Origin of the sequence: Nocardioides yefusunii (genome assembly GCF_004014875.1) — a bacterium.
GTDB lineage: Bacteria > Actinomycetota > Actinomycetes > Propionibacteriales > Nocardioidaceae > Nocardioides > Nocardioides yefusunii.
In genome coordinates, this window is the sequence record NZ_CP034929.1 from 2712552 (window position 1) to 2734648 (window position 22097).

20 protein-coding genes and 1 tRNA gene are annotated in these 22097 nt (G+C 68.9%); 11 read left to right on the forward strand and 10 right to left on the reverse strand.

From position 1 onward, the window contains the following. Positions 1 to 79: 79 nt before the first annotated feature. From groL to EOV43_RS12405, 3 genes are all read right to left on the reverse strand, one after another. The gene (gene groL / locus EOV43_RS12395; RefSeq protein ID WP_128221566.1) at positions 80 to 1708 is read right to left on the reverse strand and encodes a chaperonin GroEL; all 1629 of its coding nucleotides are present in this window, start codon (positions 1706 to 1708) and stop codon (positions 80 to 82) included. Positions 1709 to 1954: 246 nt separating this feature from the next. Continuing rightward, positions 1955 to 3637: a Tad domain-containing protein gene (locus tag EOV43_RS12400; RefSeq protein WP_128221567.1), complete on the reverse strand. Its 1683-nt coding sequence runs from the start codon at positions 3635 to 3637 to the stop codon at positions 1955 to 1957. Further along, the gene (locus EOV43_RS12405) at positions 3634 to 4068 is read right to left on the reverse strand and encodes a TadE family protein (protein ID WP_128221568.1); all 435 of its coding nucleotides are present in this window, start codon (positions 4066 to 4068) and stop codon (positions 3634 to 3636) included. The genes EOV43_RS12400 and EOV43_RS12405 overlap by 4 nt, the downstream gene beginning before the upstream one ends. A gap of 258 nt (positions 4069 to 4326) precedes the next feature. Between EOV43_RS12405 and EOV43_RS12410 the strand changes: the two genes are divergently transcribed. Both EOV43_RS12410 and EOV43_RS12415 read left to right on the forward strand, forming a co-directional pair. Continuing rightward, complete coding sequence (locus EOV43_RS12410; protein WP_164878669.1) at positions 4327 to 5604, forward strand: DUF2157 domain-containing protein; 1278 nt, start codon at positions 4327 to 4329, stop codon at positions 5602 to 5604. Beyond that, a complete protein-coding gene (locus EOV43_RS12415) occupies positions 5601 to 6125 on the forward strand; it encodes a GDYXXLXY domain-containing protein (protein WP_128221570.1) in 525 nt (174 codons plus the stop codon). Before EOV43_RS12410 ends, EOV43_RS12415 begins: the two co-directional genes overlap by 4 nt. A gap of 2 nt (positions 6126 to 6127) precedes the next feature. Here the strand turns inward: EOV43_RS12415 and otsB are convergent, their stop codons facing one another. From otsB to EOV43_RS12440, 5 genes are all read right to left on the reverse strand, one after another. Further along, positions 6128 to 7006 carry a trehalose-phosphatase gene (gene otsB / locus EOV43_RS12420; RefSeq protein WP_128221571.1) on the reverse strand — a complete coding sequence of 293 codons (879 nt, stop codon included), beginning with the start codon at positions 7004 to 7006 and terminating at the stop codon, positions 6128 to 6130. Between the two features lie 40 nt (positions 7007 to 7046). Continuing rightward, positions 7047 to 7577: a LytR C-terminal domain-containing protein gene (locus EOV43_RS12425; protein ID WP_128221572.1), complete on the reverse strand. Its 531-nt coding sequence runs from the start codon at positions 7575 to 7577 to the stop codon at positions 7047 to 7049. Positions 7578 to 7587: 10 nt separating this feature from the next. Next, a complete protein-coding gene (locus EOV43_RS12430; RefSeq protein WP_128221573.1) occupies positions 7588 to 7884 on the reverse strand; it encodes a DUF3263 domain-containing protein in 297 nt (98 codons plus the stop codon). A gap of 127 nt (positions 7885 to 8011) precedes the next feature. Then, on the reverse strand, positions 8012 to 8668 hold the full coding sequence (locus tag EOV43_RS12435) for a response regulator (protein ID WP_128221574.1): 657 nt from the start codon (positions 8666 to 8668) through the stop codon (positions 8012 to 8014). Positions 8669 to 8697: 29 nt separating this feature from the next. Further along, complete coding sequence (locus EOV43_RS12440) at positions 8698 to 10002, reverse strand: sensor histidine kinase (protein ID WP_128221575.1); 1305 nt, start codon at positions 10000 to 10002, stop codon at positions 8698 to 8700. 133 nt (positions 10003 to 10135) lie between these two features. Here EOV43_RS12440 and EOV43_RS12445 point away from each other — a divergent pair, with 133 nt between their 5' ends. The 3 genes from EOV43_RS12445 (at position 10136) to EOV43_RS12455 (ending at position 12634) form a co-directional block, all read left to right on the forward strand. Further along, a complete protein-coding gene (locus EOV43_RS12445; protein ID WP_239022116.1) occupies positions 10136 to 11539 on the forward strand; it encodes an alpha,alpha-trehalose-phosphate synthase (UDP-forming) in 1404 nt (467 codons plus the stop codon). 121 nt (positions 11540 to 11660) lie between these two features. Beyond that, complete coding sequence (locus tag EOV43_RS12450; RefSeq protein ID WP_128221577.1) at positions 11661 to 12365, forward strand: hypothetical protein; 705 nt, start codon at positions 11661 to 11663, stop codon at positions 12363 to 12365. Further along, complete coding sequence (locus tag EOV43_RS12455) at positions 12359 to 12634, forward strand: hypothetical protein (protein WP_128221578.1); 276 nt, start codon at positions 12359 to 12361, stop codon at positions 12632 to 12634. Before EOV43_RS12450 ends, EOV43_RS12455 begins: the two co-directional genes overlap by 7 nt. A gap of 40 nt (positions 12635 to 12674) precedes the next feature. On the opposite strand, the gene EOV43_RS12460 is transcribed toward EOV43_RS12455, so the two are convergent. Then, complete coding sequence (locus EOV43_RS12460; RefSeq protein WP_239022117.1) at positions 12675 to 14210, reverse strand: FMN-binding glutamate synthase family protein; 1536 nt, start codon at positions 14208 to 14210, stop codon at positions 12675 to 12677. Positions 14211 to 14330: 120 nt separating this feature from the next. Between EOV43_RS12460 and EOV43_RS12465 the strand changes: the two genes are divergently transcribed. The 5 genes from EOV43_RS12465 (at position 14331) to EOV43_RS12485 (ending at position 19543) form a co-directional block, all read left to right on the forward strand. After that, positions 14331 to 14996, forward strand: a complete 666-nt coding sequence (locus EOV43_RS12465) for a class I SAM-dependent methyltransferase (RefSeq protein WP_128221579.1) — start codon at positions 14331 to 14333, stop codon at positions 14994 to 14996. A 9-nt stretch (positions 14997 to 15005) separates the two neighbouring features. Further along, a complete protein-coding gene (locus EOV43_RS12470; protein ID WP_128221580.1) occupies positions 15006 to 15692 on the forward strand; it encodes a uracil-DNA glycosylase in 687 nt (228 codons plus the stop codon). Between the two features lie 121 nt (positions 15693 to 15813). Beyond that, entirely contained in the window at positions 15814 to 16587 is a 774-nt protein-coding gene (locus EOV43_RS12475; RefSeq protein ID WP_128221581.1) for a dioxygenase family protein, read from the forward strand. A gap of 101 nt (positions 16588 to 16688) precedes the next feature. Then, positions 16689 to 17540, forward strand: a complete 852-nt coding sequence (pdxY, locus tag EOV43_RS12480) for a pyridoxal kinase PdxY (protein ID WP_128221582.1) — start codon at positions 16689 to 16691, stop codon at positions 17538 to 17540. A gap of 215 nt (positions 17541 to 17755) precedes the next feature. After that, positions 17756 to 19543, forward strand: coding sequence for a glycoside hydrolase family 16 protein (locus EOV43_RS12485; RefSeq protein WP_128221583.1), 1788 nt, complete (start codon positions 17756 to 17758; stop codon positions 19541 to 19543). Between the two features lie 63 nt (positions 19544 to 19606). Here the strand turns inward: EOV43_RS12485 and EOV43_RS12490 are convergent. Then, a tRNA-Thr gene (locus EOV43_RS12490) sits at positions 19607 to 19679 on the reverse strand. Positions 19680 to 19791: 112 nt separating this feature from the next. On the opposite strand from EOV43_RS12490, the gene EOV43_RS12495 reads away from it, so the two are divergent. Further along, positions 19792 to 22089, forward strand: coding sequence for an MMPL family transporter (locus EOV43_RS12495; protein WP_128221584.1), 2298 nt, complete (start codon positions 19792 to 19794; stop codon positions 22087 to 22089). Positions 22090 to 22097: the final 8 nt, after the last annotated feature.

A 22097-nucleotide genomic window follows, 5' to 3' on the forward strand; every position in this document is an offset into this window, starting at 1 on the left:
CGAACGCAGCGACCCCGCCGCTCCGCGAGGGAACGACGGGGTCGCGCTGGTGCGGGTGATGCTGACGCAGGCGTCAGGATCAGAAGTCCATGCCGCCCATGCCACCGGTCGGGTCGCCGCCAGCGGCAGCCTTCTCCGGCTTGTCGGCGACAACGGCCTCGGTGGTGAGGAACAGAGCCGCGATGGAGGCAGCGTTCTGCAGAGCCGAGCGGGTCACCTTGGCGGGGTCGATGATGCCGGAGGCGATCATGTCGACGTACTCGCCGGTGGCCGCGTTGAGGCCCTCGCCGGAGGGAAGGTTGCGCACCTTCTCCGCGACGACGCCACCCTCGAGACCAGCGTTGATCGCGATCTGCTTGAGCGGAGCCTCGGTGGCGACGCGGACGATGTTGGCACCGGTGGCCTCGTCGCCGACGAGACCGAGGTCGTCGAAGGCGACAGCGGCGGCCTGGACGAGAGCGACGCCACCACCGGCGACGATGCCCTCTTCGACGGCAGCCTTCGCGTTGCGAACGGCGTCCTCGATGCGGTGCTTGCGCTCCTTGAGCTCGACCTCGGTGGCTGCGCCGACCTTGATGACGGCGACGCCACCGGCGAGCTTGGCGAGGCGCTCCTGGAGCTTCTCGCGGTCGTAGTCGGAGTCCGACTTCTCGATCTCGGCGCGGATCTGGTTGACGCGACCCTCGATCTGAGCCTGGTCCCCCGAGCCCTCGACGATGGTGGTCTCGTCCTTGGTGATGACGACCTTGCGGGCGGTGCCGAGCAGCTCGAGACCAGCGGTCTCCAGCTTGAGGCCGACCTCCTCGGAGATGACCTGACCACCGGTGAGGATGGCGATGTCCTGGAGCATGGCCTTGCGGCGGTCACCGAAGCCGGGAGCCTTGACGGCGGCCGACTTGAAGGTGCCACGGATCTTGTTGACGACCAGGGTCGACAGGGCCTCGCCCTCGACGTCCTCGGCGAGGATCAGCAGCGGCTTGCCGGACTGCATGACCTTCTCGAGGATCGGGAGGAGGTCCTTGACGTTCGAGATCTTCGAGTTCGCGATGAGGATGTAGGGGTCCTCGAGGACCGTCTCCATGCGCTCGGTGTCAGTGACGAAGTAGGCCGAGATGTAGCCCTTGTCGAAGCGCATGCCCTCGGTGAGCTCGAGGTCGATGCCGAAGGTGTTCGACTCCTCGACGGTGATGACGCCTTCCTTGCCGACCTTGTCCATCGCCTCGGCGATGGCGTCACCGACGGTGGTGTCGCCACCGGCGGAGATGGTGGCGGTGGCGGCGATCTGCTCGCGGGTCTCCACGTCCTTGGCCATGGCCAGGAGCTGGGTGGAGACGGAGGCGACTGCAGCCTCGATGCCGCGCTTCAGACCCATCGGGTTGGCGCCGGCAGCGACGTTGCGGAGACCCTCGCGAACCATGGCCTGAGCCAGGACGGTTGCGGTGGTGGTGCCGTCACCCGCGACGTCGTCGGTCTTCTTGGCGACCTCCTTGACGAGCTCGGCACCGATCTTCTCGTACGGGTCCTCGAGCTCGATCTCCTTGGCGATGGAGACGCCGTCGTTGGTGATCGTGGGGGCGCCCCACTTCTTCTCCAGGACGACGTTGCGGCCCTTGGGACCGAGGGTCACCTTGACGGCGTCGGCGAGGGTGTTCATTCCACGCTCGAGGCCGCGACGGGCCTCCTCGTTGAAAGCAATCAGCTTCGGCATAGCTCCTGCGAGTCCTTTTCGGGAGTCGGGATGGTGGCCCCGGTGTGTTGCCCGCGACGGACGACCGTGGCGTCGACGGACCATTCCCGCCTGCGCCTGCGGCCTCAACACCACCAGTGCTGTTGTCACTCTCACAGGGAGAGTGCCAATGCCATGTTTAGCACTCGCCCCCAACGAGTGCAAACGCCACCCCGGAGTGTTCCGGGGTGGCGTCAGCGAGGTTCGTCTCGGACTCGGGCGATGCGCTCAGGAGGGCATGCGCAGGAGTTTGACGGACTTGCTCAGGGACGTGAGAGCGGATCGGAAGGTGTCCTTGAGCTCTTCACCGGTGGCGGCGCAGTAGAAGTCGTCACCGTCGGCGTTCTCCGCGATCCGCTCCGCCTCCTTGGAACAGTCGCTGGCCGTCGCCGCCTTGCCGTCCGCGTCGGGCGAAGCGATCTTGGCCAAGGTGTTGCGCACCGGGGAGTTCTTCTTGCACTCGGCCGTGTTGGCCTTGCCGTAGGCGATCGAGATGATCCGGATGCCAGCATTCTTGGCCTCGGTGGCGATCTTCTCCAGGTTGGTGCATCCCGTCTCGGTCGACGAGCCTCCGAAGTCGCCGGGGCTGTTGATCCCGGAGTACGTCGTCGAGAGCCGATGCTCGGCGTCGAGCGTGTGTTCGGAGGGCTCACCGTCGGTCTCGAAGATGATGACCTTCTGCGGCGTCAGGTCCTCACCGCGGTCCGGCAGGGCACGCAGCGAAGCGTTGCCGTCGTAGAGCAGGTACCGCGCGGCACCCTTGAGCGCAGCAGCGAGATGCGTGCCGTTGTTGGACTGCCCCTCGGCCCGGACCATGCAGTCCATTCCCTTGACCAACGGGTCGTTGGCGTTGATGGCGCCGGTGGAAGGGTCAGCGAGGAAGCCGTTGCTGAAACCGACGGGAACCCAGGAACCCTGCGTCGCCTTGCCGTCCGACTTCACCAGACGGGGCTTCGTGCCGTCCCACTTGTCCGCGTCGGAGGAGTTGGTGAAGTAGTGCGTGCCCGAGGTGTTGCTGGTCTTCGGGACGTAGACCGTCTCGCCGTAGTTCACGTCCGACTTCCGGTGGGTCTTGGTCGTGTTCCCGGAGTTCAGGTACCGCCCTTGCTTGACGCCCGCGGGCGCCGTCGCACAGGGCACACCGTTCTTCGTGTAGGCGCGCGTCTCGCTCTTGTGGATGGTCCCGAGCGCCACGTACTGCAGTGCCGGATTCATGATCTCGAGCGAAGAACGGATTCCCGACGTCATCTCGGTGACGTCCTCGGGCTCCATCGAGACGGTGCGGTCAGCCATGATCACGATGTCCATCGGGCGGTAGACCTCGTTGCCGCAGGTGCCACGGCAGGCGATGGAGACGACCTCACCGGTGCGCCCCTCGTCGTACCCGATCGCGGGAGCGAACTTGAACGGCACGACCTTCTCGTCCGACACGCGCACGGTGTTGCACTTGGCCTTGGCGATCGTGGTGTCGCACGGGATGAAGCAGAGCGACTCGTCACAGACCTGCCCCGGGTAGCGCGCGGCCGTGTAGGGCTCACCCTTGCCGGGGTTGCAGGTGCTGGGAATCTGACGGCGGTCAGGGGCCGGCGGCGTCGTGTCGGTCGCGGCGACCACGCACCAGGTGTCGACGACAGGTGCTGCGTCAGGGTCCAGGCGTGCAGCGGTGGTGCGGACGCGCGTTTCCACTGCGGCTCTACCGTTGTCCAGTTCGAACACCGCCGACTGCGCCACCGCGTCCATCGTGTCCTTGAGACGTTGCTTGGACTCGACCTGCAGAGAGATGTCCACGGCGATCGCGGCGCACGCCAGGACCACCAGCAGAACGAACGAGACGAGAATCGCGTAGGCGCCCCGCTCGTCCTCGCCGCGAGTGGCGAGTCTGCGTCGGGCAGCGTTCAGTACGGACTTCATTCGACCCTCATCTCGGACGTGCGATCGAGCCTGATCCCACCGGGGAAGAAGATCGAGATCGGGCTGATGAACTCGTGGGTGTAGGACACCCTGACGAAGACCTCGTCGTCGGTCTTGCGGCTGTTGAAGACACAGACGGGTTCGCGGTTGCGGGGGCCGGGGCGGCAACCCAACGTGGGGTTCGCCCCCCTCATGCCGTCCAGGGACTGGCGTGCGGTGTTGAGCACCTGCGTCTCAGTGGCGCCCTCAAAGGTGGCGACGCGCACCGCGTCTCGCGCAGCGTTGTTGATCACCGAAGCCCGGTTGATCATGTAACCGAAGTCGATGATGCCGAAGAGCAGCATCAGGAAGATCGGCAGGATCAACGCGAACTCGACAGCGGCCACGCCGTTCTCGCCGCGTGCGCGTCTCCGCGCCGTCAGTCGTCGCATGTCTTGGGACCTCCGAGTGCCTCGTGCACGCTCGGGCTCCCCTCCCTGCGACCTTGAGCCGCCGCGCGCTGCTCCGGGGAGTCTAGGAACGCCTTAGCACCGCGGTCCCCGAAATCAGTGAAATGGCCTGACGCACGTCTGGACCGGCTCGATCCGCGACCACAGGGCATGCACGACGTCATGCCGATGCCGATGCCGATGCCGCGATGAGTACCCGAACTCATGACGGCCCGCACCGGTCTGCACCACGATGGCCGTATGACCATGCCACCCACGGGCTCGACCGTCTCGTCGGCCTCCCCCGACGCCGCCCCGCCCGGGCTGCCCGCACCCGTTCGCACGGCGCCTCGCGACCGCTTGGTCTGGCTGCGGGAGGAGTCCCTGGCCTGGCAGGCCGAAGGCCTCGTCACGTCGGCACAGATGGAGGTCGTCCTCGCCCGCTACAGCCCCAGTCGCGGCTTCTCGCTCGGACGTCTCCTGCTCGGTCTCGGTGCCGCCTTCTTCGGCGTCGGGCTGATCTGGTTGGTCGCCAGCAACCTGGAGGACCTCTCCCCCGGCCTGAGGTTCGGCGTCGTGACGGCCCTGTGGCTGTTCTTCCTCCTCGGGTCCGAGGTACTCCACCAGCGCGGCACCTCACGCGTCGTCGTGGGAGCCGGCCGGACGCTCGCCGCCTTCGCGATCGGAGCCGTGGTCTTCCAAGCCGCCCAGAGCCTGCAGGTGCCCGCGTACGAACCGAGCCTGCTCGGCGCCTGGGGTGCAGCCGCACTGCTGCACGCCTACGTCACCCGTGCCCGGGGTCCGCTGCTCGTCGGCCTGGCCGGCACCGCCGCGTGGAGTGTGTGGCAAGGCGTCGCCGCGGAATCGACCTTCGGCGACTTCATCTGGACGTTCGGCCTCACCGGCACCGCGATGGTGGCACTGGCCGCCGTGCACCGCGGCGGCTGGAGCGACTTCGCCCGGCCGTGGCGCACCGTGGGCGCGGCCCTGGCACTGGTCGCGCTCTTCATCGGGTGCCTGCCGATGTCGGAGGGTCTCGAGCTCTCCTGGGGCACCTGGAACGTGACGCTGCTCGTGATCTCGGTCGGCGCCGTCGGCTCAGGGCTGTGGCGCGGCGACCGGCTCGACGCCGTCGAAACATTGGTGGTCGCTGCCTCCGCCACCATCGCCCTGCTGATGGCGGCGTGGATCGCCGCGGACGACACCTCGCGGATCGGGGCCGGCGACGTGGCCCATGCCGCGGTCGGCGTCCTGGTCTACGTCGCTCTCGCGATCGCGCTGGCCGTCTCCGGCACCCTGCGTGACTCCAGTGCGTTGACCACGCTCGCCACGGCGGGGCTCGTCGTCTTCACGACGTTCCAGAGCTTCGCTGTCTTCGGCGAGATCATCACCGGCGCCTGGCTCTTCGTGGCCCTCGGCATCGTCCTGCTGGGCACCGGTTTCGGCTTCGACCGCACGCGCCGCCGTCTGGCGACCGAACTGGCCGACGAACTCACCACCCCACTCGCCACCCCGCTCGCCACCGGGAGCAAGGCATGAGCACCGCACGCAACCGGCTGTCCGCCGTCCCCCGTCCGGTCGTGCTGACCGGCCTCGTCGTGGCCCAGCTCGCGTTGGTCGCCGTGGCGGTCGCGCCCCAGCTCTCGGCCCGCGCGACGGGTGAGACCCATCTGCTGCGCACCCAGCCGATCGACCCGATCGACCCGTTCCGCGGCGCCTACGTGACGCTCTCCTACCCCGGCCTGCAGGCGGACTGGGACGAGTCCGGAGACGAGCAGACCTTCGAGACCCCCAACGGCGACGTCTACGTCGAACTGCTGCCGGAGGCGGAGGGCAGCGACGTGCTGGAGCCCGGCCGCTGGCTCACGGCCGCACCCGACGCCGGCCCGTACCTGGCCTGCGTCTCCGACGGTTGGCGGGCCCGGTGCGGCATCGAGTCGTTCTTCGTCTCCCAGGACCGCGCCCGCTCATTGGAGCAGGGACTGCGCAACGGTGGCGTCGCCGAGGTCAAGGTCGACTCCCGCGGCAACGCAGCCGTGGTGGACGTCCGCGAGGACTGACCTCAGGCGGCGCCGAGTTCGTCGAGCCGCGCAAGGAGATCGCGCAGCATCGCCACGACGCCGGCGGGACCGTCGACCCTGTGGTCGGCCAGGTCGAGGAGTTGGGCAGGGCCGTCCCCGGTGTGGGCCGCGACGACCCGGGCGTCGAACCCGTCTCCCGATCGCAGGTCACGCAGAGCCAGGAACGCCTCGACGTCCCCGAGGTCGTCACCGGCGTAGAGCACGCTCGCGGCGTCCCACTCGGTGACCAGACGGCGCAGCGCCACGCCCTTGTCCATGCCGGGGGCCCGGACCTCGATCACCTGACGGCCGGGTTCGACGGTGAGCCCGTGCGCCTTCGCGGCCGCGGTCAACGGCTCCTCCAGGCGCGCGTAGACGGCCAGTGAGTCAGGCATCCGGCGGGTGTGCACGGCGACGGCCAGGCCCTTGGACTCCACGAACGCGTCGGCCGCGTCGGCGTGACGGAGCAGGACGGGAAGTTCGGCCAGGAAGGTGGCCAGACCGCGCGGCGGGAGCGGCGTCGTGAGACGCCGCGTGTGGGCGTCCCAGCGTTCGTTGCCGTACTGCCCCAGGACCGCGAAGCGACCACCGGATCGCTCGACCAGGGCACCGACCTCTTCGAGTTCGCCGAGGGCGAGCGCCTGCCGGACCGGACGTCCGGTGACCACGGCCAGGCCGCCGGTGCGGGCAGCCACCGCCGCCATCAGCGCCGGGGCGTCGGGGTGGATGTGGGCCGCGGTCGGGTCGTCCACGATCGGCGCCAGGGTGCCGTCGAAGTCGAGGCCGACGACGAAGCGCTGCGGCTCTGCGAGCAGCACGTCCCACGCAGGGGCGCACTCCCCTGCGTCACCGGATTCCAGAGGGTCCCCGTGCTGGCTCATGGGCTCACTCAACCATGCCGTCGAGGGCCCTGGGCGGCGATCAACCGGTCAGGATGACGGTGAGTCGGTCGCCCTTCATGGGCTCGACGGCCACCTTGACCCGGTCGATCCCGAGGTCCAGGGCGAGTTGCTTCCCCTCGGCCTTGAGGCGGGTCGGGTAGTAGACGGTGTCGGCGGGGATGTTGCCGACCCAGTTGTCGCTGCCGACGACCTGCCAGCCTGCGGCCGTGATCTTCGCCGCCGTCCGCCCTGCGAGACCGGTGATGCCGGAGTTGTTGAAGACCTCGACGTAGACCTTCCCGCGGTTGATCTTCGGCTTGGGCTTGGGCTTCTTCGTCGGGGTGGCGCTCGGCGTGGCAGTCGGGGTGGCGCTCGGCGTCGGCGCGACCGTCTCGGGCGACGCGATCGGGACCTTGACCTCGTCACTCGCGTTGCCCGAGGTGAGCGCGAACGCGCCACCGGCAGCGATCACCGCTGCCACGCTCAGCAGGACGACGGGAGACGGCACGGCGACGCCGGACTCGTCACGACGACGGGTACGGGAGCTGACCTGACGGGAGGGGGAAGACATGCGGTCTGACTCAGATCTCGAGGCCGAGGCGGCGGGCGGAACGCTGACGCTGACGCTGCTCACGCAGGCGACGCAGGCGACGGACGAGGAGCGGGTCTGACTCGAGCGCGTCGTCACGGTCGATCAACGCGTTGAGCACCTGGTAGTAGCGGGTCGAGGACATGTCGAACGTCTCCCGGATCGCCTGTTCCTTGGCTCCGGCGTACTTGAACCACTGCCGCTCGAAGGCGAGGACGGCGATCTCGCGGTCACTCAGTGTGGCGTGCGGCTGCTCGACACTCTCGGGGAGAGATTCAGCGGCTTCCATGCGTCCTCCCTCTACGGCTCGTGAAGCGACCCGGTGCTGCTCCGTGCGCCACTGTAGGTGAGAGGTCCCAGCCATGTCATCGCGACGCACGGAGCCGACGTGGATGTGACGGATGAGGCCCCTGGGGTCAGGAGGCACCCGCACCGAGCCAGTTCAGCACCGCCCGCACCCGCCGGTGCGTTCCCCCGTCGGCGTGGAGACCGAGCTTGGCGAAGATCCGCTGGGTGTGCTTCTCCACGGCCCCCTCGGTGACCACCAGACGACGCGCCACCTCCCCGTTGGAGAGACCTTCGGCCATCAGCCCCAGCACCTCACGCTCGCGCGGCGTCAGGGAGTCCACCGGATCCTGGCGTCGGCGCTGGCGCGTGAAGAGTTGCTGCACCACCTGGGGGTCGAGCACCGTCCCGCCGTCCGCGACCGACGCCGCGTGGGCGAGGAAGTCGTCGACGTCAGCGACACGGTCCTTGAGGAGGTAGCCCACGCCCGAGGCGTCCGCGGCCAGCAGGTCGTCGGCGTAGGAGACCTCCACGTACTGGCTCAGGACCATGATCCGGGCCTGCGGCCACTCGGCACGGACCTTCACCGCCGCCCGCAACCCCTCGTCGGTGTGGCTCGGCGGCATCCGCACGTCCACGATCCCCAGGTCGGGACGGTGCTGTTCCATGGAGCTGACGAACCCCGGCCCGTCCCCGGCCTGAGCGACCACCTCGTGGCCCGCTTCGGTGAGCAGCAGGGCCAGCCCCTGACGCAGCAGGACGGAGTCGTCGGCGATCACGATGCGCATGCGCCCAGCCTCGCCGACGCCCGGCCCGGTCACTGCAGCGGGATCCGTGCGGTCACCACCGTCGGCCCCCCGAGCGGCGAGCGGACGTCGAAGGTTCCCTCGACCGCCGCGACCCGCTGTCGCAGCCCTGCCAGTCCGTGCCCCTTGCCCAGGTGTGCACCTCCGGCGCCAGTATCAGTGACCCGGACCAGCAACACGTCGCCGTCAGGACCGACCTCGACGGTCGCCGACTCGGCGCCCGAGTGCTTGGCGACGTTCGTGAGTGCTTCGGAGACGGTGAAGTAGACGGCCGTCTCGACGTGCGGCCCCAGACCCGAAGGAACGGCGTGCGTCATCGTGACGGGCACGGCGCTCCGCGCGGCGAGCTCGTCGAGCGCGACCCCCAGACCGCGATCGACCAGCAGTGGCGGCGCGATGCCGCGCGAGAGGGAACGCAGTTCGTCGAGGGTGTCGCGAGCCTGCCGCAGAGCGTCGTCGAGGATCAGTTCGGCTCGTTCCGGGTCGGTGGTCTGAAGACGCTTCGCCCGCCCCAGGTCCATGCCGAGGCGCACGAGACGCTGCTGGGGTCCGTCGTGGATGTCGCGTTCGAGGCGACGCAGAGCCACCGCCTCGGCGCTCTGGGCCGCTGCGCGTGCCTCATCGGCGCGGCGCACCCGGGCATCGACGGCGCCGCGGGCGTTCAGGACGAGGTCGGCCGACGCCGCGCTGACCCATGCTGCCCCACGCACGCCCCACGGCAGGACGAGCGCAGCCACGACGGCGGAGGCAGCGTGGAACCAGATCGCTTCGGCCCGGCCGTACTCCGCGCCGAGCAGTTTCGTCAGGTCCGAGACCAAGGTGAAGTTCTCCCGGCCCACGTTGCCCCACAGGGCGTACGTGGCCCCACCCAGCACCTCTGCCCAGAGGACGACCACGACCATGAAGGAGACCGTTCCGGGGAGCCATCCGACGAGGCTCCACAGCACGTCGAGCCACTTCTGGGGGTCCCGCAGCGGCATCAGGAGCCGGGTCAACAGCGGCTGGTGGGCGCGGGCCGGGCGGTAGAGCGGCCTGGCGACGTCGCGGTCGAGCCACTGCTCCAGACGCCAGCGTTCGAAGCGGGCGAACCACGAAGCCGTCACCAGAGTGGCCACCAGGATCGGGAGGCCGACCCAGACGACGAGCATTCCAGCGCCCGCGGTGAGCCCGACCGAGACGATCACCAGGGTGGCGACCCCGATCGGCAGGCTGGTGACGGAGTAGGCGGAGTCGAGGAGGAGACGACGGCCGAGGGGTCGACGTCGCACGGGGGTCTCCGGCGTGACGCCAACGGTGGCGTCCTGGTTGTTCAGCATGGCTCCAGTCTCGCGTCGCCGTGACTCGCCGACGATCCTGTCACCCGGCCAGTGCCGTGTCGGGCCAGCCCGACAAGGGGCCGCGCCGCCGGGTTCCGAGCGAGTCCTGGACCGCCTCGCTAGTGTGACCCGCGTGACACCCACACCGCAGCCGAGCCTCGTCGTCGTCGCCAACCGCCTGCCCGTCGACGAGGTGGTCGAACCCGACGGGACGACGTCGTGGCGGACCTCGCCGGGTGGACTGGTGACAGCTCTCGAACCGGTGCTGCGCACCAACTCCGGGGCCTGGATCGGTTGGGCCGGCGGCGCGGACCAGGAGCTCGAACCGTTCGACGTCGACGGGACCCACCTGGTGCCGGTGTCGTTGAGCAGCGACGAGGTCGAGGAGTTCTACGAGGGGTTCTCCAACGCCACCCTGTGGCCGCTCTACCACGACGTCGTCGCCAAGCCGGTCTTCCACCGCGAGTGGTGGGAGTCCTACGTCCGGGTCAACCGACGCTTCGCCGAGCGGGCTGCCGAGGTCGCTGCCCCCGGTGCGACCGTGTGGGTCCAGGACTACCAACTGCAGTTGGTCCCGCAGATGCTGCGTGACCTGCGCCCCGACCTCAAGATCGGCTTCTACCTGCACATCCCGTTCCCGCCGCACGAGCTGTTCGTGCAGTTGCCGTGGCGTCGGCAGATCCTGGAGGGCCTGCTCGGGGCGGACCTCATCGGTTTCCAGCTGCCCGGCGGCGCAGCCAACCTGGTGCGGCTGGTCCGGGACCGGCTCGGGCACGAGGTGGACGGCGAGTTCGTGCACCTGCCCGAGGGACGCACCGTGCGTGCGGCCGCGTTCCCGATCTCGATCGACGCCGCGGAGTTCGAGGCGATGGCACGCTCGGAGGAGGTCGAGCAGCGCGCGCGGGTGATCCGCGAGCGCCTCGGCAATCCGCGCACGGTCTTCCTGGGCATCGACCGGCTCGACTACACCAAGGGCATCCATGCCCGTCTGCGCGCCTACTCCGAGCTGGTCGCCGAGGGTCATCTCGACGTCGGCGAGAGCGTCTTCGTCCAGGTGGCGACACCGTCGCGCGAACGCGTCGAGCAGTACCGCCTGCTGCGTGACGACATCGACCGCCTGGTGGGTCGGGTCAACGGCGACCTCGGACGGTTCGGGGCCCCCGCGATCGCCTACCTGCACTCCTCCTTCCCGCGCGAGGAGATGGCTGCGCTCTACCGTGCCGCCGACGTGATGGTGGTGACCCCGTTCCGCGACGGCATGAACCTGGTGGCCAAGGAGTACGTCGCCTGCCGCTGGGACGAGAACGGTGCGCTGGTGCTGAGCGAGTTCGCCGGCGCCGCCCACGAGTTGCGTCAGGCCTGGCAGGTGAACCCCTACGACATCAACGGCATGAAGGTCGCGCTGCTGGAGGCGTTCCACGCGAGCGACGAGGACAAGACCCGACGGATGCGCGCGATGCGGGCCCAGGTGGCGGAGTACGACGTCGCGAAGTGGGCCTCGGACTTCCTCAGCGCGCTGGCGGAGCTCCGCCCCTGAACGCCAGACCCCACCGGTTTGAGTCGTCACAACAGCCGTTTGACGACCCCAACCGGTGGGGTGCGGCAGGGCCTGTGGACGACGCTCCCCTCCCGGGACGCCGACGCCTCAGGCTGCACGCATGGACACGACCATCACGCGCGCCGACGTCGTCATCCCCGTCCCCACCGACTCCACCGGCCTGCACGGTCCCACCAAGGGACAGGCACGAGGCGCGGGGTGGCGACGCACCTCTCCGGGGCTCTACGTCCCGGCACGCGTCGAGCCCACGCTCACGGCTCAACGGATCGTCGAGGCATGGGCGGGCGCGCCGCAGGGCACGGCAGTCACGGGCTGGGCAGCCCTCCACTGGCTCGGAGCCGAGTGGTTCCCCGGCACGGCGTCCGACCGCTCCCTCCTTCCTGTTCCGCTGGCGCTCGGAGACCGTCAACACACACCGCGAAGGCCCGGTGTGCTGCCGTGCCACGAGTGGCTCTTCGACGACGACGTGCGCGAGTCGGACGGATTGCCGCTGACCCGGCCGGAACGATCGGCAGTGGCAGAGATGGTGCGCGCGAGGACGTTCGAGGAAGCCGTCCAGGTGGCAGACATGGCCGTGGGGTCAGGTGTCATGACGCTCCCGGAACTCATCGAGTACACCGAACGCCTGCGCGGTCGGCCGCGCTCACGCCGTTTGCTCTCCGCCGTGGGCGAAGCTCGCGAGAACGTGTGGTCTCCGATGGAGACGACCCTGCGCCTGCACTGGCTCACCCTTCGCCCCGCGGCGCACCTGCTCTGCAACACCCCGATCCTGTCGACAGCTGGACAGCTGGACAGCACATGCTGACGCCAGACCTGTTTGACCCTGAGTTCGGGGTGGCCGGTGAGTACGACGGCGTCGTGCACGACTCGTTGAGCGTGAGGCGACGCGACCTCGACCGCGAGGAGCGGGCGCGTCAGGCGGGAATCGAGGTGGTCTCGATGAACTCCACCGATCTCGTGGACCGCACGTCGTTCGACCGACGGCTCAGCAACGCCTACACGCGCGCACAACGCCGTCAACAGCTCCGCGACCAGCGCTCGTGGCAGGTCGAACCCCACCGGTTTGAGTCGTGAAAACGAGGTTTTCACGACTCAAACCGGTGGGGTCTGCGAGTCAGGGGCGGGTGGTCATCAGACGATCGATCTCGGTGGCCAGTTCAGTGGGCAACCCGCCCCAGCCGGGCTCGTAGCCGTACACCTCGCCCAGGGACGTGGCGGTGCGTTGGGCGTCGAGCAGGTCGACGTCGTCGGCCGTGATCAACGACGGATGGGAGACCCCGACGGCTTCGGAGACCTTGATCAGGTCACGCCGCAGCGCGACGACGTAGTTGGCCAGACGCTGCTTCTTCGCCTCGACGTCCAGACCGCGGGTGTAGCGCGGGTCCTGGGTCGCGATCCCGACCGGGCAGTGGTCGGTGTGGCACTTCTGAGCCTGGATGCAGCCGATCGAGAGCATCGCCTCGCGGCCCACGTTGACCATGTCGACCCCGAGCGCGAACGCGACGACGGCGTTCTCGGGCAGGCCGAGCTTGCCGGCGCCGATGAAGACGACGTCGTCCTGGAGTCCGGCGGCCGCGAACCGCTTGTAGACCTCCGCGAACCCGACCCGGAACGGGTAGGCCACCGAGTCGGCGAAGACCAACGGCGCAGCACCCGTCCCTCCCTCACCACCGTCGACGTTGACGAAGTCGACGCCCCGCTCACCCGAACGCATCCGGTCGACGAGGTCGTCCCAGAAGTCGAGGTTTCCGACGGCCGACTTGATCCCGACGGGCAGCCCGGTGGCGTCCGCGATCCGCTCCACGAAGTCGAGCATCTCGTCGATGTCACCGAACGCGGTGTGCCGCGACGGCGAGGCACAGTCCTGTCCCTCGGGGATGCCGCGCGTGGCGGCGATCTCGGGGCTCACCTTGGCGGCCGGGAGCATCCCGCCCAGTCCGGGTTTCGCGCCCTGGGACAGCTTGATCTCGATCGCCCGGACCGGGTTGGACGTCACCACGTCGACGAGCCGGTCGAGGTCGAACCGCCCGTCCTCGTCGCGGCACCCGAAGTAGGCCGTCCCGATCTGGAAGACGAGGTCGCCGCCCCTCTGGTGGTGCGGCGACAAGGCCCCCTCGCCGGTGTTGTGCAGGCAGTCGGCGAGCGCCGCGCCCTCGTTCAACGCTCGGATCGCTGCGCCCGACAGCGCCCCGAAACTCATCCCGGAGACGTTGACGACCGACGCCGGCCGGAAGGCGTGACGCCGTCCGCGGGCGGCCCCCATCACCTTCGCCACCGGGACCGGCACTCCTTCACGAGCGTGCGGTGCGGTGGAGGCCCCCGTCCCTGCGAACGTGCGGTGCTTGATGATCGGGTAGCCGACGTTGCGTTCGACGTCGTTGTCGGTGCCGAACCCGAAGTAGTTGTTCTCGCCCTTGGACGAGGCGTAGATCCAGCTGCGGTGGTCGCGGGAGAACGGCCGCTCCTCGTCGTTGGAGGTGACGATGTACTGCCGCAACTCCGGCCCGACCTTCTCCAGCAGATACCGGAAGTGCCCCACGACGGGGAAGTTGCGCAGGATCGCGTGCTGTTTCTGCACGAGGTCGTAGGCCGCGACCCCTCCCACTGCTGCCACCGAGATCCCGGCCATCCGCTTCAGTCTGCGTCCCATGCGACAGGTCTACCCGGATCACGGGCCGCGCGCACCCCTCTTCGCACCACCTCATGACGCGCAGCACTGCAACCGCGACGATGGTTTGCCCGCTCCGGTGGAAAGCCGCAAGGTGGGTCCATGAGCGAGACCACCACCCCTGACTTCTTCGAACGCGACGCCTGGGAGGAGCGCTACGCCGGTGACGGCCAGACCTGGAGCGGCAAGGTGAACCCGCAGTTGGCCGCCGAGGTCTCCACCCTCACCCCCGGCACCGCACTCGACATGGGCTGCGGCGAGGGCGCCGACGTCATCTGGCTCGCGACGCAGGGCTGGCAGGCCACCGGAGCGGACTTCTCCGCCGCCGGCCTGGCCCGCGCCGCCCGTGCTGCCGAAGGCGCCGGGGTCGCGGAGCGCTGCGACTGGCTGGAGACCGACGCCCGCACCTTCGACGCCTCCACGCTGGGCACTGGTCCCTTGGGCGATGGCGGACGTACCTGGGACCTCGTCACCAGCCACTTCCTGCACCCGGCCGCGGGCGGAATGTCGCACGTCCTGCCGCGTCTGGCTGCTGCTGTTGCACCGGGTGGGCACCTGCTCGTCGTCGGGCACGCCCCGATCGAGTCGTTCATCGCCCAGATGGACGAGGAGAAGCGCGCGGCGATGTTCTTCGCCGCCGACCTGGTGGAGTTCCTTCCTGAGGGCTTCGAGGTGGTGACGCTCGACCAGCGTCCCCGCACGGTGGTCCGCGAGGGTGCTGAGATGCAGCTCGAGGACTCGACGCTGCTGGCCCGACGCACCGCCTGAGGCCCGGCCGTGTCCCGACTCGTCGACCAGATCGCCCCTGACTGGCACGAGGCGCTGGTGCGTGTCCGCCCTGACCTCGACGAACTGCTCGCCGGCCTGGAGGCGTTCGTCGACGGCGAGATCTCCTCGGGCCGGGGTGTGCTCCCGGCCCGAGATCACCTGCTCCGGGCGTTCGCGCAGCCGTTGGCCCAGGTGAGGGTGTTGCTGATCGGGCAGGACCCGTACCCGACGCCCGGCCACGCGGTGGGACTGAGTTTCTCGACCGCGCCGGACGTACGTCCGTTGCCGCGTTCGCTGGTGAACGTCTTCACCGAGCGGGAGGCCGACCTCGGTGTCCCGCCCTCCGTCCACGGCGACCTGTCGGCGTGGGCAGACCAGGGTGTGCTGCTGCTCAACCGGGTCCTCAGCGTCGGCCCCGGGGAGGCCGGTTCGCACCGTCGTCGTGGCTGGGAGTCGCTGACTGACGCGGCGGTGGACGTCCTGGCTCGTCGTCACGCTGTGGGCGAGGGGCCCTGCGTAGCTCTGCTGTGGGGGCGCGACGCCCAAGCGGTGGCACCACGTCTGGGTGCGGTGCCGCGGGTGGAGTCGGCGCACCCGTCGCCGCTGTCGGCACGTCGGGGTTTCTTCGGGTCACGGCCGTTCAGTCAGGTGAACGCGCTGCTGGCCGAGCAGGGAGCCGATCCGGTGCACTGGTGACTCCACCACGCCACGACGAACGGGCTCTTCGGAGCCCGTTCGTCCGTTTTCCGACCTCGCTGCCCCAGACCGTGGGCAGGAGGACTGGAATATTATTTAAAGTTCAAACATTATGGGTGGCATGGAACGTATGCCTGCCCTGTACATCGGCCACGGAGCCCCGCCGCTGCTCGACGACCCGGTCTGGAGCGCGGAGCTCAAGCAGCTCGCCGGCTCACTCCCCTACCGCCCGAAGGCGATCCTGATCGTCTCCGCACACTGGGAGTCCGCACCGGTCACGCTCTCGGCCTCGCGCGCCGAGCTCGTCTACGACTTCGGCGGGTTCGCGCCGCACTACTACCAGATGCGTTACGACACCCCCGACGCCTCGGCCTTCGCGCAGCGGATCGCGCAGATGATGCCCGACGGCGAGACCGTCCACCAGCACCGCACTCGCGGCCTCGACCACGGCGCCTGGGTACCCCTCAAGATCATGTTCCCCGAGGCCGACATCCCGGTCCTGCAGATGTCGCTGCCCACCCACGACCCCGCCTCGCTGGTGGGCCTCGGCGCCCGCCTGCGCGAACTGCGCGACGAGGGCGTCCTCGTCATCGGCTCCGGCTTCCTCACCCACGGCCTGCCGTTCCTCAAGGAGTTCCGGATCGACGCGGAGGCGCCGGGGTGGAGCAAGGACTTCGACGCCTGGGCCGCTGAAGCGATCAGCAAGGGCGACGTCGACGAGCTCGCCGCCTACCGCTCCAAGGCGCCGGGCATGCCGTACGCCCACCCCACCGTCGAGCACTACACCCCGCTCTTCGTCGCCCTCGGCGCCGGCACGTCGGTGGACGCACCTGCGGAGCAGATCATCGACGGCTTCTGGATGGGCCTCTCGAAGCGTTCTCTCAAGATCGCCTGACCGCGTCCAGGACGGCCAACGAAGGCCTTCCTGAACACTGATCAGGTCCGCTCGGCGTGCCGTGTCGTTCCAGCACGGTCGCCGGGTGGACAATCCTGTGCGTGAAGATCCTGTCGATCCAGTCCCACGTCTCCTACGGCCATGTCGGCAACTCTGCTGCGGTCTTCCCGCTGCAGCGCCGCGGCCACGAGGTCTGGCCCGTCCTGACGGTCAACTACTCCAACCACACCGGCTACGGCGACTGGGGCGGCCCGATCATCGCCCCCGAGGACGTCCGCTCGGTGATCGACGGCATCGACGCCCGCGGCGGCCTCGCCCAGGTCGACGCGATCCTGTCCGGCTACCAGGGTGGTGCCGGCATCGCCGACGTCATCATCGACACCGTCGCCCGGGTCAAGGCGCTCAACCCCGACGCGATCTACGCCTGCGACCCGGTGATGGGCAACGCCAAGTCCGGGTGCTTCGTTCACCCCGACGTCCCGGTGATGATCCGCGAGCGCGTCATTCCCGTGGCCGACGTGATCACCCCCAACCAGTTCGAGCTCGGCTACCTCACCGGCACCGAGCCCCTGACGCTGTCGGACACCCTCGCCTCGGTCGACAAGGCGATCGCCATGGGTCCGCGCGTGGTCCTGGTGACCAGCGTCGAGCGTCCCGACCGCCCCGAGGGCACGATCGAGATGCTGGCCGCGACCGCCGACGAGGCGTGGATCGTCCAGACCCCGCACCTGCCGTTCAAGGCCAACGGTTCGGGCGACGTCACCGCGGCGCTCTTCACCGCGCACCTGCACGAGACCGGCTCGATCAAGCAGGCGCTCGAGGCGACGACGTCGTCGGTCTGGGACCTGCTCAAGAACACCATCGACTCCGGCGACCGCGAGCTGCAACTGGTCCAGTCCCAGGACGTCTTCGCGACGCCGAGGATGCAGTTCACCGCAGAGCGCGTGCGCTGATCCCAGCCTGCTCCACCGCTTCTCCTGACGGGCCGCCCGTGACCAGATGCGCGGAGTGCCGTCCCACCCCGGGGCGGCACTCCGCGCATCCGGCATTTCCCGTGCCCACCCCTATTCATCCTCCAAGAACGACAACAAAGGGTGAATACGTGAAACGAGATACCCGAATCTAGGGATCGCACTACTCTCAAATCCCCGCAAATTTTGGAGTAGTCATGTCCGGACTCGCTCAGCCCACGGGCCGCACCGCCAGGCGCCCCCTGATCACCACCGTCACCACACTCACCTCGTCCGCACTCGTCGTGGCACTCGCCGTGAGCGTGGGGCCGCTGCAGCAGGCGTCGAGCACCGATCCATCCCTCGCGGTGGTTCCGGTGGCAGCAGCCCAAGCCACCGGCTACGCCCGTGTCACCGAGCCCACCGCGTCGTTCTTCCCGAACCAGGCCGGCACGATCACCGGCGTGATCGGCTCGCCCAAGGTGCGCCCCATCGACCTGCAGGTCCTCACCCGCGGCAAGTGGGTCACCCGACACACCACGAAGACCACCACCAAGGGCACCTTCACCTTCAAGAACGTGAAGTTCGCCAGCACCGCCACTGTCCGCGTCGAGTCCAAGGCCGTGGACTTCATCGGCAACACCCCTGTCGCGGAGGTGAAGAAGTCGCTGACCAAGGCCGAACGCAACTTCAACGCTGCACAGGCCAAGGTGGACGCCGCCAAGAAGCGCACCCAGGCGGCACGCGACGCCCTCAAGAAGGCGCGCAAGAGCGGCAAGAAGTCCAAGATCAAGGACGCCACCGCGAAGCGGGACCAGCGTCTCGCGACCCAGAAGTCACTGGGCAAGAAGCGAGACGCAGCCCGCAAGGTCTTCCTGCAGGCTCGCGGGAAGTCGCGGATCAAGCCCGTCACCGCGAAGTGGTCGATCTCCCCCGCCGTCGACATTCTCGTCGAGAAGCAGCGCATGACGATCGGCGCCATCCCGCCGCTCGCCCAGGCCAGTCGCACGCCGGCAGCAGCGCCTGACCCCACCGGTGCTCTCGTCAACGTCCGGGTCGTCCCGGCTCGCGCCGGGCGCACCGTGACACTGCAGACGTACACCAACGGGGCTTGGGTCAACGGGCCTCGGCAGAGCACCGACTCCACCGGGAACGTGCTCTTCCCGACCACAGCAGGCCTGCGTCACCGGGCCGTCGTCTCGGCGGGCATGGGAGGCACCGCCGAGACCTCGACCGAGGTGACCACCAAGGTGCACCCGGTGCTGTTCGAGGACGAGTTCGACGGCACGTCTCTCGACGACGCGAAGTGGTCGTTCCAGCACCGTCCGCTGGGCAACGGTCTGCGCGGTTGCGCCATCACCGACGGCTCCAGTTCGAAGGTGTCCGGCGGCATCCTGAGCATGGGCGTCTCCAAGGACCCCCGGCGCACCCACGAGACCTGCTGGCACACCACACCGAAGGGCGAGAAGGTCGCCCTGCCCTACATGCGGAACACGCAGATCGACTCCCAGGACAAGTTCTCGTTCAAGTACGGTTTCGCCGCCGCCCGCATCCAGGCCCACTCCGCCCAGGGCATGCACTCCTCGTTCTGGTCACACCCCAACCAGGCGCTGACGCCGGGCCGCAACGACCTCGGCGTCGAGATCGACGTCATGGAGTACTTCGGTGACGACTTCCACCAGAAGGGCATCGGCACCTACACCCACAGCGCCCCGTTGAAGGGTGACGTGATCAAGACCGGTCAGGTCTACGGCGTCACCCAGCAGCTGCTGCTCCCCGGCTCGACGTCGTACTCCCAGCAGTACTCGGTCTACTCGATGGAGTGGACGCCGAAGGAGTACGTCTTCCGCATCGACGGACGCGAGTACCTGCGCAGCACCACCAACCTGTCGCACGCTCCGCAGTTCCTGGCCCTGTCGAACCTGACGTCCAACTGGGAACTGATGGACCTGAAGAACTACGGCGACACCGCCAAGGTCGACTGGGTCCGGGTCTTCAAGCCCTGACCTCGACGCACACCGACGCAGCAGCCCCCGACGCCAGGCGGTGTCGGGGGCTGCTGCGTGCTGGGCCGCGTGTCGGAATCGAACCGACGACATCCGTATTACAAGTACGGTGCTCTGCCAACTGAGCTAACGCGGCGCGCCACGTCCGCATCGGCGTGCGGGCGCGAGAGCATCCTAGGACGTCGCCACAGGAGACCATCTCTCGGGAAGCCCGTCGGAGTGTCGCTGGGCACTGCCACAGTGTGCGGATGAGCACGCCCGCTTCACGCCTGCACCGTCTGGGACGTCACGTTGCACACCACCGTCGTGGGTGGGTGGCAGCCTGGGCGGCCGTCGTCGTGCTGTCCTTCCTGGGCAGCACCGGGGTGGTGGGGACCTCGCTGTTCGACCGGCTCGAGACCGGCGACGTCGTGGCCCCCGGCGAGGCGATCGACGCCCGCACCCTGCTGCAGGACCTCGACACCGCCACCGTCCCGGTGCTGCTGCGCGTCGACGGCGCCGACGTCGACTCCCCCGCCCTGGCTGCAGCGGTGGCCGAGGTGGCCGCCACCGTCGGCGAGGTCGACGGGGTGAAGAGCGTCGTGAGCCCGATGACGACGCCCGGATGGCCGACGTCAGAGGTGTCCCAACTGCTGCTGGCCGAGGACCGCTCCGCGTTCCTGATCAGCGTCGATGCCGGCAACGCTGCCGGCAGCGACACCCAGAAACGTGCGGCGCAAGCGCTGCAGGAGGCAGGCGAGCGACTGCTCGCGCCCCTGGCCGACGACGTCGCGGTGGGCGGAACCGGGTTGCTGGTCGATGAGGTGATCGACCAGATGAAGCACGACCTCGTGGTCGGCGAGGGGCTGGCGCTCCCGTTGTCGCTGCTGCTGATGCTGGTGGTGTTCGGCGGGTTCGTGGCGGCCGGACTCCCGATCGTGGGAGCGATCTCGGTGATCGGCTGCTCGCTGGCCCTGCTGCTCGGGTTCTCGCACCTGATGGAGCTCGACGTGACGGTGGTCAACATCGTCACGGTGCTGGGCCTGGCGCTCTGCATCGACTACGGGCTGCTGCTGGTGAGCCGGTTCCGGGAGGAGCTGCACCGCATCGCGCCCGGAACCGCACCGACCGACCTGACCGACGCCCAGATCGAGGACGCCGTGGCCTCCGCCGTCGGCAACGCCGGAAGGACGGTGACGTTCTCGGCCGTCATCGTCGGGGTGTCGCTGTCAGGGTTGATGATCTTCGACGCTCCCCTGGTCCGGGCGATCGGTGCGGCCGGACTGGCCGTGGTGGCCGCGTCCCTGGCCGTCGCGCTGACTCTTGTTCCCGCACTGTGTGCCTTCGGTGGGCGGCGCCTCAGCCGCGCAGGGGGCACGGAGAAGGCGCCCGACGACGGCGTCTTCAGCCGGCTGGCCGCCTGGGTGCAGCGGCGTCCGGCGTTGACGACGGTGGTCAGCGTCGGTCTGCTGATCGTCCTCGCGCTCCCCGCGCTGGGGCTGCGGATCACGGCCTCCGGCACCGAACTCCTGCCGTCCGACTCCGCCCAACGCATCTTCTTCGAGGACCTCCAGGACGACTTCCCGGCGCTGGCGAGCGCATCGGTGACCGTCGTGGCCCAGACCGACCTCGAGGAGGCAGCCGTCTGGGCCGACACCTGGGCAGAGCTTCCCGGAGTGACGCGGGTCCGGGCGCCACGCATCGTCACCACGACGCCTGCCCAGCTCGCCGCGGTGGGTCGGGCCATCCCCGAGGGGTACGACCTCGAGGGCGCCCCCGTGGTGCGGATCGACATCTTCACCGAAGGCGGCCTGACCGACGACGCAGCCCGCGAGACCGTGCAGGCAGTGCGTGACTCCCACCCGCCGTTCACCACCTGGACGACCGGTCAGGCGGCGTCGTTGACCGACTTCGTCGCAGCGGTCGCCGAGCGGGCGCCGTGGGCGGTGGCCTGGATCGTGCTGGCGACGTTCGTGTTGCTGTTCCTCATGACGGGTTCGCTGGTGATCCCGGTGAAGGCGCTGCTGCTCAACGTCGTCTCGTTGGGCGCGAGCCTGGGCGTGCTGGTGTGGATCTTCCAGGAAGGGCATCTGGAGGGGCTGCTGCGGTTCGAGTCGGTGGGGGCGATCGAGTCGGTGATCCCGTTGATGGTGCTGGCCTTCGGGTTCGGGCTCTCGATGGACTACGAGGTCTTCCTGCTGGCCCGGATCCTGGAGTTGCACGAGCAGGGGTACGACGACGACACCGCGGTTCGGCTGGGGCTGCAGCGATCGGGCCGAATCATCACCTCGGCCGGACTGATCATGGTGATCGTCTTCGCCGGGTTCGCAGCCGGGGAGATGCTGGTCATCAAACAGACCGGGATCGCGCTCTCGGTGGCCGTGCTGCTCGACGCGACGCTGGTGCGGATGGTGATCGTGCCGGCCACGATGACGATGCTGGGTCGGTGGAACTGGTGGGCGCCGGGCTGGTTGCGACGGGTGCACGCCCGGTTCGGGATCCGCGAAGGCGATCATGCCGGGCCGCCACAGATGACAGTCGCACGGGAGAACGCCGCCCATCCGTGACATTGCGC

Coding starts and splice junctions, on each gene's coding strand:
- EOV43_RS12415 (WP_128221570.1), top strand. CDS start 5,601: ATGAGCACCGCACGCAACCGGCTGTCCGCCGTCCCCCGTCCGGTCGTG.
- otsB (WP_128221571.1), bottom strand. CDS start 7,006: ATGAGCCAGCACGGGGACCCTCTGGAATCCGGTGACGCAGGGGAGTGC.
- EOV43_RS12455 (WP_128221578.1), top strand. CDS start 12,359: ATGCTGACGCCAGACCTGTTTGACCCTGAGTTCGGGGTGGCCGGTGAG.
- EOV43_RS12400 (WP_128221567.1), bottom strand. CDS start 3,637: ATGAAGTCCGTACTGAACGCTGCCCGACGCAGACTCGCCACTCGCGGC.
- EOV43_RS12465 (WP_128221579.1), top strand. CDS start 14,331: ATGAGCGAGACCACCACCCCTGACTTCTTCGAACGCGACGCCTGGGAG.
- EOV43_RS12435 (WP_128221574.1), bottom strand. CDS start 8,668: ATGCGCATCGTGATCGCCGACGACTCCGTCCTGCTGCGTCAGGGGCTG.
- EOV43_RS12450 (WP_128221577.1), top strand. CDS start 11,661: ATGGACACGACCATCACGCGCGCCGACGTCGTCATCCCCGTCCCCACC.
- EOV43_RS12410 (WP_164878669.1), top strand. CDS start 4,327: ATGACCATGCCACCCACGGGCTCGACCGTCTCGTCGGCCTCCCCCGAC.
- EOV43_RS12405 (WP_128221568.1), bottom strand. CDS start 4,068: ATGCGACGACTGACGGCGCGGAGACGCGCACGCGGCGAGAACGGCGTG.
- EOV43_RS12430 (WP_128221573.1), bottom strand. CDS start 7,884: ATGGAAGCCGCTGAATCTCTCCCCGAGAGTGTCGAGCAGCCGCACGCC.
- groL (WP_128221566.1), bottom strand. CDS start 1,708: ATGCCGAAGCTGATTGCTTTCAACGAGGAGGCCCGTCGCGGCCTCGAG.
- EOV43_RS12495 (WP_128221584.1), top strand. CDS start 19,792: ATGAGCACGCCCGCTTCACGCCTGCACCGTCTGGGACGTCACGTTGCA.
- EOV43_RS12485 (WP_128221583.1), top strand. CDS start 17,756: ATGTCCGGACTCGCTCAGCCCACGGGCCGCACCGCCAGGCGCCCCCTG.
- EOV43_RS12425 (WP_128221572.1), bottom strand. CDS start 7,577: ATGTCTTCCCCCTCCCGTCAGGTCAGCTCCCGTACCCGTCGTCGTGAC.
- EOV43_RS12440 (WP_128221575.1), bottom strand. CDS start 10,002: ATGCTGAACAACCAGGACGCCACCGTTGGCGTCACGCCGGAGACCCCC.
- EOV43_RS12460 (WP_239022117.1), bottom strand. CDS start 14,210: ATGGGACGCAGACTGAAGCGGATGGCCGGGATCTCGGTGGCAGCAGTG.
- EOV43_RS12475 (WP_128221581.1), top strand. CDS start 15,814: ATGGAACGTATGCCTGCCCTGTACATCGGCCACGGAGCCCCGCCGCTG.